Genomic DNA, 17,154 nt, shown 5'->3' with positions numbered 1-17,154 from the left:
GGCAGATAAGCATGAAGAAGAGATATCTGCTAATAAATAAAATAATGCATTAGAGGTTTAATTGTGGCATTTGAAATTTTTCGCAATATCGTGCACTACGGTTTTCATTTTTTAGTGCCAATCTTATTTGGCTATCTATTTTGGCGAAAAAATTGGAAATTAGCGGCATTATTGATGATAGCAACCATGGCGATCGATTTAGATCATTTACTGGCCGATCCGATTTTTGATCCTAATCGCTGCGGTATTGGTTTCCATCCGTTACATACTGGTTGGGCAGCTATCGCGTATGTGATGATATTTTTACTGCCATCATGGAAATTAAAAGCAATTGCGGTGGGGTGTTTATTCCATCTTTTTACCGATTCAGTGGATTGTTATATGGGGAGTTTAAAACAAAATACCACCAATATAGTTCTCATTGAGAAATATCATGAGCACAGAACCTCACTATATTAGTGGTTAGCCATATACAAACCAAAATCGGCTATTTATGATAATAAATATCCATGCTCATAAATAGCCAGATTCTACATTTAACCTATATTACTAAGCATAATAAATATCCTTGGAGCTACTTACTCATGCTCCGATAAAAACCAACATACGCATTAGCAAATAATTGGCAGCCAAATTTGATACCTTCTTTAATCATAAATTGATATTTTGGTTCATCCCAATATTGATTGACAACTTTCAAAAAATCTTCCGAGTGTTCAATATCCAGTTCTCGATGTAAGCCATAATGGGTGATCTTATCTTCTGGAAGCCAACCCTCTTTAGCTATCGCTTCAAATATCATGCACGATACATCAACAAATGTTCTCTCAATACCCGCATACATAGAAGCAGCAAAACGAAAATCACAAAAAGAAGAAACTCCACGTAATGCTTCATTAAAGATCCGAGCATTAGGTGGGGGGTTCTGTAAATCAATACTGGATATATCACCACCTAAACGTTCGATTAAAGTTATGATTGTATTTCCATGCACATTTTCCTTAACACCTTGACCGTGTTCTTCCCAAAGATTCCCCACCAAGGCAATTCGTGAAATAGGATCGGATATATTGGCTATAATTTGTGCCATTGGCCTACTGAAAAAATAAACCATCGGTGCAAATTCTAATTGGCTATTTAAAAATTGTTCATGGGTCATTTCACCAGAAGTCAGAGATTTAAAATAGGGATTTTCAGGCAGATTTAAATCAAGTATAGATGATTCCAATTGGTTTTTTAATTCTATATTCAATGACATACATAAACCTCCAAGTTTATTTTTAGGGAAGAATACGTTTTTTATCAAACAAGATAAAAGTAAATTAATCATTTCCTTTAAAATAACCATGGCATATTTCAGTTACATTGACTTATATTTAATTATATTAATCATTAATAATTTATTAGCTCATTAAATTACCGATAAAAATAGCATCATAAAATATACAAATTTAAATAATTCACATCATTAACAAAGTGAAATAACCATTCTAATTCCCAATATATAAATTATATTTCCATCACTTTAGTTTAATTAAAAGTACACAATGATATTTTGTCGCTTTTATGGAAGCTAAAAATAATTACGCTGGGGGTATTTTTACCGATTCACTGGATTGTGATATGAAAAGAGTTTAATACTAAACACGCTACATAATATTTGAATACGGTAGCTTTGGCTCAGTTTTTTAATTATCGCAAGTTGTTCAGGGAGTCTGACATCACCAGAAAAGTAGCCTTCTTTAAGAGCTCGTCATGCTTTTCGAGATGAGCAATTTTCTTTTTTAGTGCACGAATTTCAACTTGTTCTGGTGTCATTGCCGATGCTTTTGGCGAAATACCTTTACGCTCGTTTTTGAGTTGCCGACCCCATTATTCAATGGTTGATTTACCCACGCCCATGGCATTGGCAGCTTCGGCCGCGGAACAATTTTAATCAATGACAAATTGAGTCGCTTCAAGTTTAAGTTCAGCACTTAAAAATCGTTTTATACGTTTTGCAATAAATGTCACCTGTTTTTTTATGAGGTAATATATCACCTATGACTTGGTAACCAAATTAACTATACTACTCCAAATTTTCATAAGTCCAGTAACTTTCTGAGAAATGGGAACATATTCACTTTCTGTAGCTATTACTTATAAGATTAGCCTAATATGCACTCATTTCTCTAAATAAAAATACCGTTGATAGCACCTGCATATCCAAAATTAGAGCAAATGGCATCACTCAATTTGTAAATAGCAATGAAATTGATGTCGCTTTATTATTTATTGTAAGATGCATTTCAATTAATTGTACCTATTACTACAACACTTGTTTGATATTCCCCTGCTGTAACACTCCCTGTAGACGATTTTAGCTGTCCATCAATTGTGAATGTCACTTCCCCTATCCCCGTATTAACGATCGATGACCCGCCTAATTTCCCATTTATACCAATAGAAGCATTAAAAGGGCCCAGTTTAACTGAATCTCCACCAACCACAGTAAAGGTAATAGATGCATCCTTTGTACAAGATACTGAGCCTATAGATTGAGCCATGTTTCCAGCCCAGTCATTCATGCCTACAGTTCCAAAGTTCAGATCAGGTAAATTCACATTACATACAGCTGGGATGTCAGGAATTAACCCAGAAGGAATATCAGTGCCACGTACAGTATTATAAAATAAAGACCGGCAAGTAGAACTGTTGACTGTATTTGATGTGCAAGCGATTACATTTGCCAAAGCAGTCATAGACCCATTACGAGGTAAAACCCGAGTATGATTATAACTTCCATTAGTGCAAGACCGATTGGCACATATACCAGATATACCCCGCCAAATATAAAATTTGTTGATGCTTGGTAATGGAATATTAACTGTCGGTAAATCGGATAAAATAGCTTGATTACATGGTTTATCAACCTTTATATACAGATTGGGATCATAAAATACATCACCAGACATATCCCAACGCATATGCCCGTAACTGTAATCATACCAGCCGTCAGACTCAGAAAAGTATAGAGTTCCATACAAATAACATGATGATCCTCCTGATACGTTAGAAAGCGTATTGTATTTAGCATCAATAGTCACTGCTCCACCGGAGTAGCCATAACTTTCAGCGGACATAACTCCAGAATCATACCCAACAGAATCGGTTATAGGACGCCGATCAATATTATCTTGGATTTTATATACTGTTCCAAATATTGAAAAAGACCCTTCACTATATCCTATTGCTCTTTGCGGAGTATTGTTCTGATTGAAGTAAGATGCCCCAATAGAAGTTAATGGAAAAGTGAATAGCAAAAGAGCTAACTGAATGCGCATTTATGGATTCCTTGTGTCGCTTGATAATGAATACTCATCAACGAAATCTATTTTGAAATTGAATACCAAGAAATTTGCCACCGCTTAAACTGTTATTGTGAGATAAATACTAAGCAATAGATGGCAAATAAATCACTACTAAACCTTAGCGAGCATTGACGTATATAGTCTTGCACTAGCCTGATAGAAAACACCCCGTCTCTACCCCGTAAAATGGAGCATCGCTTCACTGATATATCAACATATACGTCAGCGTCGCCGTAAAAAAACCCGGCTGAATGCTCTCTACCGTTGCGTCTTCCACTGCCTGTATATATGACCGTAACCGTATCGTCATATCCCCTTTTTTTATCGGCATTAAAGGCTCTACCTGAGTGTTATTAATGGGTAACGCTACACCACTCGGGGTTTCAAGACCTATCGCAATCCCACTAGCCTGACTTCCAGCATCCACATTCAGTAATCCATTGTCGGTCGTCGAAACACCGCTAAATTTCACTGCAATACTATTTCCCAAAGAAGTATCACAATCCGTCAAATGAAATTGGATGTCTTCCTTGCTATAACGACGTTGTCCATTCAGCAAATCCTTTGAATTAATATTGCCCCCAAAGTCAACTCCGAAGTTCTCATAATTCGGGTCAACCGTGCACGGCAACGCAATCAACGTTCCACTGTACTGAATATCATTACTGTTCGCCGCCTGAGCCACTGACGGTAGAAAACTGCAACACCACAGTATTGCACTCATCGACATCCAGAAAGTTCTCTTGTGATTGAATATCCTCATGGGTAATTCATCTCCACACTGGCCGTCGCGGTAAAATTCCCTTCATATAACATTGCAGACGGGTCAGTATCCTTCACTGGCACCGCATACAAGGGTAAAGTTGCAACGCCATTATCCGACATCGTTATCGGTGTCCCTGTGTTAGGTGGTATGACGACCCCTTGATGGTATAATCGAACCCCCAACCCGGTCTGACTAGCTTGCAAGGCTTTATTATCAAAACTCTCCGCGACCATCCCGCGATACTCAAGATATAACGCCACGGCATTCCCAAGCCCTGTTCCGCAACTCAGCGTCAAGGTAAAGTCTTGGCGATAGTTTTCGCCATTAACCTTGGTGATCCCCACCTCGCCAAACGGCACGCGGATCGGCTGGTCAACCCCGTCCGGCCCCGCCACATCACACGGCGGGTTTTGGATTAAGTTGGCGGTAAAGTTCACATCTACCGCATACGTCGTCAGCGGCATCAAGCCGCTTAGCCATAATGCCATTGCAGATATCTTAGCTTGTCGGTTCATCATTATTGATACTCCACACTCAACGTCGCGGATGCAGTCATCTGACCGTCATTAATCCCCCCAGTCCCACTGCCAATCGGTATCACACTAAGGGTTGGCTGAGTGCTATAATTAAAATGACGCCAGACGCCTAAATTCAGATTACTGTTACCCGCCATAAGGCGTAATCCTAAGTTCTGGTCCGAGGTGGACAACACATTCGCCGCTTGGCCACTCATGCGGGGGCCATCAAATTTCAGTTTTAAGGCTGGATTACTTGCTGCATCGTCGCAACTTAGAGTATACGGAATGTCAGTTTTTCCGTAGCTAACCCCATCGATGTTTTTTATGATCAGGTCGCCCATCGCCACATTGATGGGCTGTCCAATCCCGTCAGGCCCGTAGATATCACAGGTCTTCTCAACTACCGTGACCTTCACGGTTAAGGTATAGGTTTCTGCAAGGGTCGCCGCTGAACACAGCATCAAACTGCTCATCAACAGACTGGTTGCCAGCACTTTCGGCAGTCGACATCGTCTCATTGTCATAATGATGACCACTCCTACTCGTACAACATTTCAAATGCAATCAGCGCCGAATACGCCCCCGGCACAAGCTGCCCCGTTCTCACCGGCGTCACGTAATAGGTCAACTGACTTTGCCCTGAAGGCAATAACTGTGGCTCACTTTCTAACCCCAAAGGTAGCAGTGAACCATTTGGTGTCGTGATAGCCAGCCCCAATCCTTTTACCCCATTGACACGAGCGATATCCGGCATTGATGGCACACTATCTGCTAAAAAACGAATTTTGACTGCTGGTTGACTGGAGCTCCATGCTGTCATTCCCGTTTGTACATTATCTAAACGAGTCTCTGTTTCTAAACAGTCCTCTAACTCAATCTGAAACGGTACGGGTGCTCCTCTACCATTATGCTGCAAGGTACTGGTATCCAAATTCCCCATCTCAACTGATTGGTAACTAGATGTCATCGCTAGCCGACATGGGCTTTCCGTTAATGAACCAGACACGTACAACACACCATGCTGTCCATCGACATTCCAGTTATCTACTGGCCGATAGAGATTGCCATTATTATCCGCCGCCATGCCTGATAAACTGACGGTGCTGCTAAACATCGCTAGAAGTAAGCCGTATCGGAAAACGTTTTTTCTTTGTAAGTCTGTCATGCGCACTCCTTCAATATGGGCACCGTCAGTCGGGTGCTTACTCGAATTATTCGCTTTTACCATTTGGAACAACCTGACAGCTCGACACCTGACAGCGGAAGGTCAAATTAGGGCGTCCACCATAATCATTGATGTAAGTCAGTACGGGATTATTTCCTAATTGATTAGCGCTGATGCCTAAATCATCCTGTCCAAACGGTGGCACCATGACTGGTGTAAAATCTTTACCATCCGATGCTTTGCCATTAGTTGTCGCATTAATAATCGTGACGTAATACGGTGTGGGATTTTTCACGATATAACGTTCACCTTGTTTATCTAAGGTTAATTTGTCTTGCCATGGCGCACCGTTTTTTTCAGGTATTATCGCTTTAGGTCGATAAAACAGCTTCACTCGTGTTTGCAGAGCAATTTGTAATGTGTTTGGTTTATCGCTTTTTGGCGGTATTTCTCGTAAATTAAAATAAAGACTCACGATCTTGAGGTAACGAATTAATAGCAGGTAATGCTTCAATTTTTACTTGGCTTGATTTACCTGGCTCTATACGCTGTACGGGCGGTAATACAACTAATGGCGATTGGATCTTCTGCCCTTCCGCATTTTCAATCCACCCTTGCGCTAAATATGGTAACTGTTTGTTGTTATTTGAAATATTGAGTGAGATTGACTTTTGTCCACCATCAAAAATAACCCGAGTCCTATCCATCGATACCGCGGAATAAGCTGTGCTGCTAAATAATGCCAAACCAATTAACCCCATGGTTGTACGATAAGAAATCGTTAATTGCATAGTTATTTACCTTTTATTTCTGTGTTCTCTCTTGAGCCATGCTTTTCGTGAATTAGGCTATTCTTGTGCTGAATAAAACTATCTTTTCGCTATCACTGTTGATGCTGGTAACGTTGTCGGAATACACGGCAGTAGTAATGCTTCCTGTAAAGAACCTAACTGAATAGGAAAAGTGATCTGGCAAGCCTTATCTTCTCCCCATGTCACAGTCATCACACTCTGAGGGTTAATACCACTGATATAAGCACTTCCAGAATCACCCACAATTCCTGTGTTTTGCGCTTTACTGTTTTGTATTTGAGCGCCGAATGGCGGGTGGCTACCATCAGGCAATCGCAGTACAGTCATCGCTTTTTGTCCTGATACCACAGCAAAATGACGATAACCTACAGCGCCTTCTGTGAGCGTAGCTTGTACTACCGACTGCTGTGCTTCTACATTGTCTGGTAATGCATTTAAATCAATTTGAGCCTTACTACGGTAGTAACTACTCACATCACCAACAATGGCTTTACCAAACATATTCGAGGTGATCGGTGCACCTATCCCTTTGATCGGTACATCCGAAACACCATCGGTATCGACTAACATTCGCGTTCCTCCTAATGTATTAACACGATGAAGTCCGCTTCCCTCTGGGGTAAAAGTCATTCCACCGCTCATTGATAGACCAAATGCACTATATTGGTTATGCATATAACTCACATTAGCCGTTAAACGTGCGATATCAGCTTGATGGGTGATAAATGCACTCCCCGTTCCTCCTTTTTTGCTACTCCCGGCACTCAACTGGTATGTCGTTCGATCATTGATTCGGTCGTAATAGGTCGCCCGATTTGTCGTATCGTAGCGACTACTATTCAGCGAATACCCTACGTTGGCGCCGTTACTTAAGGGGAATGAGGTCGATAGATATATACTGTCATCCTTGACACCGTTATAAACACTGCGGTTTGCCGATAAGTTAACACTGATATTTTTAAGTGAACCAATATCCATATATTTCGACAGCATAATGCTGTAATAATCATTATCCGGCTGATCCCAATAAGTTTGGTGGTTATAGTTGAGGTATAACGACATTCCTAACTCGCCGAAATTTTTATTCAGCGATATCGTATATAACTCTTTACTCCCTCCATAACGCTCACCGGTTTTCAGTGCATTTAAGAAATCAGACATCGACATAAAGTCACGCTCGGAAAAGCGATAACCTGCAAATTGAATAGTGCTATCAATCGCCTCAAAACGTTTAGAGTAATTAATACGGTAAGAACCTCCGCTTAAATTCCCCATATTTGGTAATCGAGCAAAAGATTGAGTAACATCGAAAGATAAAGCTCCAAATGCCAATAAATCACGCCCAATACCCAGCGATACGGCATTGTAATTTTTACTATTCAGGCTACCGCCAAATAGTGACCAGCCATTGTTGACTCCCCACGAAAATTCACCCGTGACAAAAGAATCCCCTTCACTGTGACGCTGATAATTAGTTGGCTGGCCTAATGCTAATTTGTATTGTATTTGCCCCGGACGCGTTAAATAAGGCAAGCTAGCTGTATCTATTTGAAAGTCTTGAGTTGTACCATCTTGTTCTTTAACTGTGATATCGAGTTTGCCACTAACAGCATCACTCAAATCCTGAATACGAAACGGCCCAGGAGCGACTTGTGTTTCGTACAACACTCGCCCTTGCTGGCTAACTATTACCGTCGCATTTGTTTTTGCGATACCTGTCACTTCTGGTGCATAACCACGCAAATTTGGCGGGAGCATATTCAATTCAGAACGCACACTGGCGCCAATAAAACGAAATGAATCAAAGATATTAGAAACGAGGTAATCCTCCCCTAATACCAATTTAGCAGCGAGTGACGGCAATGCGCGATAGGCATAAAACCGATTCCAGTCAAAGTCTTTATTAACCGAATCACCAGAACCAGTCGCATGATTTAAACGACCTTGCCAATCAGCGCGAAAGCGCCAAGCCCCTAAGTTCACCCCTACAATACCATTTCCATTTAACGCATAACTATCGTGACCACCGTTATATGAATTATTGGCATTACCATTAATGTTATAGTCCAGCATCAACGCAGCAATTCCCTCATCCCAACGCGATGGTGGATCCCAGTTAGGCGCAGTGAATTCGAGATAAGCTTGTGGGATACTCACGTATAATGACGAGGTAGCTAAATCACCATGGATTTGCATCCCTGGTAAACTACTTGCTGTCAGACACTGTCCGTCATGCCACCATGCCAACTCTTTTTTTGCCGATGAAGTCAATCCAAATTGATCCGCTACCTCTGGCGATATACAAGCTGTACTACCTTGTGGATCATCTTCAGGGGGATAAAAAGGCACTGATACTTCTGAAAACTGCTCGCCATTTACCTTTAATGTTAAAGAATAGGTCCCCGGCATGATGTAACCCGCACGAGAGAACTGCTCTAGATCAATGTTATTTTTATCTTCTAGATCTAGCACATCCGTATTGAATTCAATTGTCTCAGTTGCCCACAATGGCGTTGATAGACCATAGAATGAAAAAACAATGGCTAGGCCTAAGCGACTAAGGCGAAAAAATACAGGTCGTGAAGAAGACATAAATAACATCCCTAAAAATCAGGTTCAGGAAAAACGTAAGCTAAAAAGAAAAAATGACTTTTTATTATTAGTAATAATCCAGCTTAAAACGCAGTGCGCTTTGATATTGCCCCGGACGTAAAGGCTCTTTATCGGCAACTAGCCTTAACCCATAATTCAGTACAGTATTTCCCGGTGCGATAGTTTGTTTCTCTGTGGACTTCCCTGGATAAATAGGCTTCCCATCTGCATCTTGTAATAACAGAGCAACGCCACGCGCATCTCCCGACACCGTAAACCAATTACCAGAAGCAGGACCGTCAAAAGTCACCGTAAAAGCTTGCCAAGGAGAACCGGTATATGGCACTAAAGTGCAACCAATTAGCGTAATAGAGAAAGGGTGAACAGGACCTTGTCCTTGTTGGCGTATTGTTCCAACGGGTAATATTCCCATGTCGACAACCTGTTCATAAGAACCGGTATCAATAGCACATGCAGAATCGACAATACTGCCATTCATGTTGACACTTCCCCATAGTGTGGAAGCTTGTGCTTGTACACTCGGTAAAGTGGCAAATTGACTAACAAGTAACATAACTAAAATAGCTTTCATAACCGAGTTCCCCCTCTTTTATATTTCCCCTAATCACGAAGTGACTTAGGGGAATACTTCATTGACAATAACGATTAGTTATAGGCCAATGTAAAGTTGGTCACAGCTTGGAAACTACCCGGAACAACAGTCGCATCTGACATACCTTGTAGCGCAGCTTGAAAACTCAAAATGTTATTACCTGAGGTATAAGCACGCTCAACGGTTGAATCATTGATATTGATTTTTGCACCTGATTTATTCATCAATACAATACCTGCACCAGACGCATCACCTGTAATTTGAATTAATCCAGTATTGCTACCATTGTTTACCCACTCTGTACCTTCAAATTTCACTTCAACCATATTGTTATATTTTTGGGTAACGCCATCTTTATCTTTATATTCTGCGTTCAACGTGCAACCTTCGAGATGGATCTCAAAAGGCTGAGCTGCGGACATACCACCTTTCTGTAGGGTAACATTAGAAACCTGTCCTAAATCAATAGTTTGGCTTTCATCTCCTGGAGCGATTGAGCATGGTGCTTCAATGATAGCCCCCGTGAAAGTTACTGTCCCTTTTCCTGCATCCACAGCAAAAGCGGATGCACTCATTGCGCCAGAAATTAAGGTTGCTAAAATAATTTTTTTCATGATTGCCTCTGCAATATAAATATATCGTACTTAAAAAATAGGAATGTATTCACAATCCTTCAGACGTGTTTATTCCTAATTATTTAAAGATAAATAATTTAAAAAACTTTAAATAAAAAAGAATGGTGATATAAAATAATTAATAGAAAATAACTAACCCCATAAGTTAGTTTGATCATACCGAGAAAAAGTTTCTAGCTGTTTTTTTAATTCTTCAGACTGCTCAGAAGAACTAAATACATTGTGGTACTGTACACTGATTTTCTTTTCCTTTTCGAATACCCGTAAAAAGACCTGATTAAAGAAATCAGTTAATGAAACATTTAATGCGTTTAAAATAACAATCAATGTATCTATTGTTATATTACAAACCCCACATTCATAGCGTGATATTTGTTGTTGGGAGACATTAACTACCTTAGCTAGCTCCTTTCCGGTCATCAAACGTTCTTTACGTAATTTATGTATTTCTTCTCCAATCGCTTTGGTAAAAACAGTTTTTGAATCATTGAGTTTATTTTTCGGCATTTGCACCGCACCTACTCTCACTATTTTTCTCCATGCATTAAATTAATTAACCTTACTACTCAAACAGTATTAAAATAAATATAACGAACGAAGATAACTAATAAAAACTGATACCCTTAGAAAACCAATTCATTTAAAAACCGACTAAAAATCGAATAAAAAACCTATTCTCTAGACATTTTATGCAACTTTAAGGATATATGAATAAATAATATTGTATTATGCGTTACCACTGAATCAATGCCCATTAATTTACTTGAGCATTCACGCAAAATCAAACCTAATCCATCCCAGCTAGCAGTACAAACAACCACCAGATACACCAATGGAGAGTAAATTAAATATCATAAAAGCTAGCTATATAGCTGGCTTTAACTGCATTCCTTTTTATGAGCATCCATATAAAATGGTTTTTTTAACCACAAAAACACCAATTAAGACGCAAATAAAGATGAAAGTTTTAAATTTAACAAATAGTCATAATTTTTAGTAAAAATATAAATTAATTAATTAATTAAATATCTCTAATAAAGTAACTGGAAAGAAAAAATAACATATTTTTCATATAGATACAAAACCAGGTCTGTTTTTAAAAATAATAACAAATCTTCAAATATCAGATAAGTCACCTTCAATAGTTAACTTTATCTTTTGATTATACTAATAATACTCACCACGATTTCATCGTCGCTTTTAAAATAACAATCACCATAATTAAAAACAAACGTGTTAATTTTTAGTTAATTTCTAAATATTGAAAAATCACTATTAATTCAAATAATATAAATATGCAAAAAAAGTGAATATACCTGATTGTGTTTATTTGTTATTTGAAAATTAAACATACTCATAGCGAGCATCAAAAATAGACAAAATTAAACGAAAAGTAAAATTTGAATTTTAAAAATAATTTAAATTGAAAACTATTATTATTATCAATAACAAAAAAGTAATCTTAAAGTCATAAGGAGATGAGTAAGTGATTTATAGATTATTTAACGAGATAGTTTATATCGCCAACAAAAAGAGAATTAAATCGATTTAAGCTATTCAGGATGGGAAGTACTCATAGATTGTAAAGCCAAATGACCCACACAAAAGGACGGGAATTAAAATTATCTAATTAATTTAGTTATAGTCATACCTCAACAGCTATCATTAATGTCATATTAGCTTTCATCTGTTTATTTAGATTTATAAACTGCTTACGCGTAATAACAGTCTTATCTCAAGGCTTCGTTCTCTGTTTCATAAACTTTATTACTGACTAGCTGAGAAATCGTCATGAACACAGATTGAGATATCAAGAGTACTCCTATCACTACTTTTATGACGGATTTTTCTTTGACGTGTTTTTTTAAAAGGTTAAAAAGCATAAAAACAAAAAGCCCTGACTCTAAGAGTCAGGGCTTCGATATTTGGCGGAACGGACGGGACTCGAACCCGCGACCCCCTGCGTGACAGGCAGGTATTCTAACCAACTGAACTACCGCTCCGAATGTCCCTCTAGGGAACGAGATGCATATTACGAATACTTACCATGCCAGTCAATACTTTTTCTTGAAAAATCGTACAGTTGAACAGTTTTTAGCCTCAAAAGCGAATAAAGACTAATGAATAGTCTCTTCCTCATCTGGAGATTGTCGCCAAAGACAAGGTTTCCCCCCTTTCTTATCTACGATATCAAGTCGTTTTTCATGCTCAATAAGCTCTTCATCGGTCGCATAAAGCACTTTTAAGCCACTCGTTGGACGCTCGATGCGTTGTACCTCTTCAACATAGCTTTCATTCGATGTGTCTGCTTCCATAGAAAAAGCTAAAGATGTCTGTCCCCCCGTCATCGCTAAATACACGTCGGAAAGGATCTCAGCATCCAATAAAGCGCCATGCAGTGTACGCTTAGTATTATCAATCAAATAACGATCACACAAAGCATCCAAATTATTTCTTTTACCTGGAAATATTTGTCGAGCAAGCACTAAACTATCGGTTATCTGGCAAAAATCAGCGGTAGGTGGTATGCCTCTATTTAATTTAGCAAATTCATAATCCATAAAACCAATATCAAAGGGAGCGTTATGGATAATGAGTTCAGCACCGCGAATAAACTCAAGGAATTCATCAGCAATATCAGCAAAAGTCGGTTTATCCTGCAAAAATTCATCACTGATACCATGCACTTCAAACGCTTCAGGATCCACTAACCGATTTGGTTTAATGTAGACGTGAAAATTACGGCCAGTCAGCCTACGATTGATGACCTCAACCGCACCAATTTCAATAATATTATGGCCTTCATAATGAACGCCTAACTTATTCATACCGGTGGTTTCGGTATCGAGGACAATTTGTCTTGTTATCGCCGTGCTCATAATGGGTTTTTGTGTCAAACTAGAGATTGATGAATAAGGTAGAGTTTAACAGAAATGACAAAGCAGGTAGAAATTTTCACGGATGGTTCTTGTCTGGGTAATCCAGGCCCAGGGGGGTATGGTGTTCTTCTTCGTTACCAACAACATGAAAAAACGCTCAGTGAAGGCTTTTTTTTAACGACGAATAACCGTATGGAGCTACTGGCTGCTATTGTCGCCCTCGAATCTTTAAAACGCCCATGCGATATCATTTTAACCACCGATAGCCAATATGTTCGCCAAGGGATTACTCAGTGGATACATAATTGGAAACGGCGTCAATGGCGTAAAGCAGATAAATCTCCTGTCGTCAATGTAGACCTTTGGAAACGCCTAGATGCGGCTATCACTCGCCATAAGATCGACTGGCGTTGGGTAAAAGGCCATGCAGGCCATCCTGAAAATGAAAAATGTGATGAGCTCGCTCGACAAGCAGCAGAGTCACCAACTCAAGAAGATACAGGTTACCAACCAGCTCAAAGTTAAATGTTAACTCGCCTATATTATTTGGACGAAATACAGCTCAGCGCATACATTATATTCTTTTGCATGCTATGAGTTCTTTGAGCGATCCGACATACGTTTTGTGGCACCTAATGCGGTACTTATTTTCACTTTGGGCTGTTTAAATTTTAGTAATGTTGGCGTTAATGGATAAGTACGCTTTCGTGCCACAATCACATTCAATGTCCCAATCCCCCCAATACGTTGATTCAACCAATTGTTAGGGCTGTGCCACGGAAATACCTGACAATTACAATGATAAAGCACTTCATAATTTAATAGACTAAGCCAATCGAATACCCTTAACGTTGGAAATAGACGACTACAATAAGGCTGTTGTTTACGAAGAAATGGCACCATTTTCCCAAGGCCTAATAAGCTAAATGGATTAAAGCCTGAAATAATTAACCAACCATCATCAACTAATAGGCGATCCACTTCACGTAGCATCCAGTGAGGGTCATGGCTATAGGCCAATACATGTGACATTAAGCATGCATCAATAGATTTATTAATAAAAGGAAGAGCTTGGGATTCTGCAAGAACATGGAAACGAGGGTCATCATTCCCTACACTAAACTGATGCGATATCATGCACTCTTCAGTATCGATCTCAGTGCTTAGATGTCCTAACTTAAGCAAATGAAAGCCAAACATTTTTGGCCACCAAGGACGAAGCTGATATTGTAGGGCTTGGCGGTATTGCCTCCCGAATGGGATATCAGACCAACTTACAGGCATCTGGCGTTTTTTTTCAATACGCGCTGGCTTCATCGAAATTCCCCTTAATCACAATATAGAGTAGAGGTCATTATGGAGTTAATACGAGTTCCTGCTTTAAACGATAACTACATTTGGATTCTTACGGATGCTAATCAACAGTGTATCATTGTTGACCCCTCAGAGTCAGAACCCGTCCTCGAAATATTGTCAGCAAAAAAGTTGACTCCTATCGCTATCTTACTCACCCATCATCATAATGACCATACTGGCGGTGTAAAAGGTATTCTGAAAGTATTTCGTGATCTTCCTGTTTTTGGTCCCCAAGAAACGCAAGTAAAAGGAGCGACAGAATTAGTCAGTGATGGTGATAGTGTCAAAATCGATAATTTTGATTTTAAAATTATCGGTCTACCGGGACATACACTTGGTCATATTGCTTTTTATCACGCTCCTTATCTCTTTTGTGGGGATACCTTGTTCTCAGGTGGCTGTGGCAGAATATTTGAAGGTACACCAGAGCAAATGTATCAATCAATCCAAAAAATAGCCGCCCTGCCCGATGAAACACTCATCTGTTGTGCACATGAATACACCCAATCTAACCTTAAGTTTGCGCATCATATTTGGCCTGAAAACCAACAAATTAGCCAATACCAAGAAGAAGTCGCAGCTAAACGCAGTAAACAGCAAGCTACTGTGCCAACCACACTCAAAACTGAACGAAAAATAAATATTTTTCTACAGTGCGATAATGCCGAGCTGCAAAACAAGTTAAATATAAATCAAGCAAACCCACCACTTAGGGCCGTTTTTACCGTTTTACGTCAATTAAAAGATCATTATTAACGTTTAATTATTGTCTTCTTTGTGTCGGATAAGTATTATTGTTCGACTTTTACACATAAAACAAAGAATATTGACACAATGAAGACAATAGCGACGATTATCGCCATTGTTCTGCTGGCCGGATGCCAAGCTTCACCACAAAAAACCAAGCAGAACAAGTCTTCAGCAAACCACACTATAGAAAGCGTTGCTCCACATAATCAGGCAGCAAGTAGACAAACCTCAACAATAGATAGTGATCTTTGGGGTTATATCAGTGATGAGCTGAAGATGGATATACCTGATAATTCAATCATCAGGGAACAAGCCAGCAATTATTATACAAAACAAAGTTTTCTCTACGATGTCACATTAAGGGCAGAACCTTATATGTATTGGATCGTAGACGAAGTCAATGCACGTAACTTACCAATGGAATTGGCCTTAATTCCTATTATAGAAAGTTCCTTCAATCCAAAAGCAACCTCTCCGGCACAAGCAGCAGGTCTTTGGCAAATTGTTCCTATCACTGCCCGCTCTTACGGATTAAAACAAGACCAGTGGGTCGATGAGCGTCGTGATCTCGTGACATCGACTAAGGCTGCTTTTGATTTGCTCGAAAATTTAAATATTATGTTTGGCCATGATTGGGAACTCACACTGGCTGCTTATAACTGTGGTGAAGGATGTGTGTTGAATGCGATCAAAAAGAACCAAGCCGCTGGATTACCGACGGATTTTTGGTCGTTGTCCTTACCAAAAGAAACTAAACAGTATGTCCCTAAAATATTAGCGCTCAGCCAAGTATTAAGAAACCCTGAAAGATATCAAGTCAAATTACCACGCAGTAATAGAAGTCGCGCATTAACTCAGGTTGATGTAGGGCAACAAATTACCTTAACCCAAGCAGCAGAATTAACAGGTATCTCAGAGGAATCACTAAAAACATATAACTCAGGTTATAAGCGTGGTGTAACATCACCAAATGGTCCTCATTATATTATGTTGCCTACGGCAAAAGCAGAGCAACTTAAATTATCGCTTTCTGACCAAGCCGTTTTAAATAATATTCGTACTGCTGTTGCTCAAAACCAACTTAAACGATCAGCACCACAAACTAATGGCTTTACTCATAAAGTTGTTAAAGGAGAATCGATCGCAAGTATTGCTAAAAAGTTCAATACCACCAGTAAGAGTATTAAACAACTTAATGGGATGAAAACGGCGAATATCTATCCAGGACAAACCCTTAAGATAAAAGGCAGTGCACCTGCATCAAATAAGCGTAAATCCAAAACGTATAAAGTAAAGAAAGGCGATTCTTATTATAGTATAGCCAAAAGACATGGAATTAAGCTCAATGATTTAATGAGTTGGAATTCTGGGGTCAAAATGGCAGATCTAAAGCCAGGCGTTACATTGAATCTTTACCTATAAAATAATTTTTCTTTATGTACCTACCGATTAATCGGTAGGTATTACTTATTTAGTACCAAAAATTAATTATACTTATCAATATTGATATCATATTCAATAGCCGTTAATACCAAACCTATATTGTTAAAAAAATATTTTAAGATTATTTTGCAGATCGCTTTTTAAGTTAAATTGATCGTGATTTTTTGTAAACAAACGAAAAGTACTGCTAATCTGATATAAAACTCCCCCAGAATTGTGTTTAATCGATATAAATAGCACAAAAAGGCCTAGGGATACTTTTATTTTTGAAAAAA

At 39.0% G+C, this 17,154-nt stretch carries 16 protein-coding genes, 1 tRNA gene and 2 pseudogenes; 4 read left to right on the top strand and 15 right to left on the bottom strand.

Going from position 1 to position 17,154, the window contains the following annotated elements; translation table 11 throughout:
- The first annotated feature begins 63 nt into the window (after positions 1–63).
- On the top strand, positions 64–459 hold the full coding sequence (locus P2E05_RS04010) for a DUF6122 family protein (protein WP_163860724.1): 396 nt from the start codon (positions 64–66) through the stop codon (positions 457–459).
- A 115-nt stretch (positions 460–574) separates the two neighbouring features.
- Here P2E05_RS04010 and P2E05_RS04005 read toward each other — a convergent pair whose 3' ends face one another.
- From P2E05_RS04005 to dnaQ, 14 genes and pseudogenes are all read right to left on the bottom strand, one after another.
- Positions 575–1,258, bottom strand: coding sequence for a TenA family transcriptional regulator (locus tag P2E05_RS04005; protein WP_163860723.1), 684 nt, complete (start codon positions 1,256–1,258; stop codon positions 575–577).
- Positions 1,259–1,621: 363 nt separating this feature from the next.
- Positions 1,622–2,004 (bottom strand): annotated as a pseudogene (locus tag P2E05_RS04000) (transposase); the annotation flags it as partial.
- A gap of 284 nt (positions 2,005–2,288) precedes the next feature.
- A complete protein-coding gene (locus P2E05_RS03995) occupies positions 2,289–3,323 on the bottom strand; it encodes a hypothetical protein (protein ID WP_154624418.1) in 1,035 nt (344 codons plus the stop codon).
- Positions 3,324–3,549: 226 nt separating this feature from the next.
- Entirely contained in the window at positions 3,550–4,074 is a 525-nt protein-coding gene (locus tag P2E05_RS03990; RefSeq protein ID WP_225829620.1) for a fimbrial protein, read from the bottom strand.
- 35 nt (positions 4,075–4,109) lie between these two features.
- Positions 4,110–4,511: a fimbrial protein gene (locus P2E05_RS03985; protein WP_276123016.1), complete on the bottom strand. Its 402-nt coding sequence runs from the start codon at positions 4,509–4,511 to the stop codon at positions 4,110–4,112.
- Between the two features lie 122 nt (positions 4,512–4,633).
- Positions 4,634–5,158: a fimbrial protein gene (locus P2E05_RS03980; protein WP_223854850.1), complete on the bottom strand. Its 525-nt coding sequence runs from the start codon at positions 5,156–5,158 to the stop codon at positions 4,634–4,636.
- A 14-nt stretch (positions 5,159–5,172) separates the two neighbouring features.
- Positions 5,173–5,862 carry a fimbrial protein gene (locus P2E05_RS03975; RefSeq protein ID WP_004927229.1) on the bottom strand — a complete coding sequence of 230 codons (690 nt, stop codon included), beginning with the start codon at positions 5,860–5,862 and terminating at the stop codon, positions 5,173–5,175.
- Positions 5,846–6,590, bottom strand: a pseudogene (locus P2E05_RS03970) (fimbria/pilus periplasmic chaperone). Before P2E05_RS03970 ends, P2E05_RS03975 begins: the two are co-directional and overlap by 17 nt.
- A 78-nt stretch (positions 6,591–6,668) precedes the next feature.
- Entirely contained in the window at positions 6,669–9,203 is a 2,535-nt protein-coding gene (locus tag P2E05_RS03965; RefSeq protein ID WP_251465124.1) for an outer membrane usher protein, read from the bottom strand.
- 67 nt (positions 9,204–9,270) lie between these two features.
- Positions 9,271–9,795, bottom strand: a complete 525-nt coding sequence (locus P2E05_RS03960; RefSeq protein ID WP_004927221.1) for a fimbrial protein — start codon at positions 9,793–9,795, stop codon at positions 9,271–9,273.
- A 74-nt stretch (positions 9,796–9,869) separates the two neighbouring features.
- The gene (locus P2E05_RS03955) at positions 9,870–10,430 is read right to left on the bottom strand and encodes a fimbrial protein (protein ID WP_249999885.1); all 561 of its coding nucleotides are present in this window, start codon (positions 10,428–10,430) and stop codon (positions 9,870–9,872) included.
- Between the two features lie 153 nt (positions 10,431–10,583).
- Positions 10,584–10,979 (bottom strand): helix-turn-helix domain-containing protein, encoded by a 396-nt coding sequence (locus tag P2E05_RS03950; protein WP_163860720.1) that lies wholly within the window; start codon positions 10,977–10,979, stop codon positions 10,584–10,586.
- Positions 10,980–12,377: 1,398 nt separating this feature from the next.
- A tRNA-Asp gene (locus P2E05_RS03945) sits at positions 12,378–12,454 on the bottom strand.
- Between the two features lie 114 nt (positions 12,455–12,568).
- Positions 12,569–13,330, bottom strand: a complete 762-nt coding sequence (dnaQ, locus tag P2E05_RS03940; RefSeq protein WP_154624045.1) for a DNA polymerase III subunit epsilon — start codon at positions 13,328–13,330, stop codon at positions 12,569–12,571.
- Positions 13,331–13,384: 54 nt separating this feature from the next.
- Here dnaQ and rnhA point away from each other — a divergent pair, with 54 nt between their 5' ends.
- A complete protein-coding gene (gene rnhA / locus P2E05_RS03935; protein WP_154624044.1) occupies positions 13,385–13,855 on the top strand; it encodes a ribonuclease HI in 471 nt (156 codons plus the stop codon).
- A 66-nt stretch (positions 13,856–13,921) separates the two neighbouring features.
- Here the strand turns inward: rnhA and P2E05_RS03930 are convergent, their stop codons facing one another.
- Positions 13,922–14,647: a class I SAM-dependent methyltransferase gene (locus tag P2E05_RS03930; RefSeq protein ID WP_154624043.1), complete on the bottom strand. Its 726-nt coding sequence runs from the start codon at positions 14,645–14,647 to the stop codon at positions 13,922–13,924.
- 39 nt (positions 14,648–14,686) lie between these two features.
- On the opposite strand from P2E05_RS03930, the gene gloB reads away from it, so the two are divergent.
- Both gloB and mltD read left to right on the top strand, forming a co-directional pair.
- Positions 14,687–15,442, top strand: a complete 756-nt coding sequence (gloB, locus tag P2E05_RS03925) for a hydroxyacylglutathione hydrolase (RefSeq protein ID WP_154624042.1) — start codon at positions 14,687–14,689, stop codon at positions 15,440–15,442.
- A 78-nt stretch (positions 15,443–15,520) separates the two neighbouring features.
- Entirely contained in the window at positions 15,521–16,858 is a 1,338-nt protein-coding gene (mltD, locus tag P2E05_RS03920) for a murein transglycosylase D (RefSeq protein ID WP_154624041.1), read from the top strand.
- Positions 16,859–17,154: the final 296 nt, after the last annotated feature.

The sequence above is a fragment of the Providencia stuartii genome (genome assembly GCF_029277985.1).
Lineage (GTDB): Bacteria > Pseudomonadota > Gammaproteobacteria > Enterobacterales > Enterobacteriaceae > Providencia > Providencia zhejiangensis.
The sequence above is the reverse complement of the archived record's forward strand: the minus strand, read 5'-3'. Positions and strand labels throughout refer to the sequence as shown.

Coding starts and splice junctions, on each gene's coding strand:
- P2E05_RS04005 (WP_163860723.1), bottom strand. CDS start 1,258: ATGTCATTGAATATAGAATTAAAAAACCAATTGGAATCATCTATACTT.
- P2E05_RS03995 (WP_154624418.1), bottom strand. CDS start 3,323: ATGCGCATTCAGTTAGCTCTTTTGCTATTCACTTTTCCATTAACTTCT.
- P2E05_RS03990 (WP_225829620.1), bottom strand. CDS start 4,074: ATGAGTGCAATACTGTGGTGTTGCAGTTTTCTACCGTCAGTGGCTCAG.
- P2E05_RS03980 (WP_223854850.1), bottom strand. CDS start 5,158: ATGACAATGAGACGATGTCGACTGCCGAAAGTGCTGGCAACCAGTCTG.
- P2E05_RS03975 (WP_004927229.1), bottom strand. CDS start 5,862: ATGGTAAAAGCGAATAATTCGAGTAAGCACCCGACTGACGGTGCCCAT.
- P2E05_RS03965 (WP_251465124.1), bottom strand. CDS start 9,203: ATGTCTTCTTCACGACCTGTATTTTTTCGCCTTAGTCGCTTAGGCCTA.
- P2E05_RS03960 (WP_004927221.1), bottom strand. CDS start 9,795: ATGAAAGCTATTTTAGTTATGTTACTTGTTAGTCAATTTGCCACTTTA.
- P2E05_RS03955 (WP_249999885.1), bottom strand. CDS start 10,430: ATGAAAAAAATTATTTTAGCAACCTTAATTTCTGGCGCAATGAGTGCA.
- dnaQ (WP_154624045.1), bottom strand. CDS start 13,330: ATGAGCACGGCGATAACAAGACAAATTGTCCTCGATACCGAAACCACC.
- rnhA (WP_154624044.1), top strand. CDS start 13,385: ATGACAAAGCAGGTAGAAATTTTCACGGATGGTTCTTGTCTGGGTAAT.
- P2E05_RS03930 (WP_154624043.1), bottom strand. CDS start 14,647: ATGAAGCCAGCGCGTATTGAAAAAAAACGCCAGATGCCTGTAAGTTGG.
- gloB (WP_154624042.1), top strand. CDS start 14,687: ATGGAGTTAATACGAGTTCCTGCTTTAAACGATAACTACATTTGGATT.
- mltD (WP_154624041.1), top strand. CDS start 15,521: ATGAAGACAATAGCGACGATTATCGCCATTGTTCTGCTGGCCGGATGC.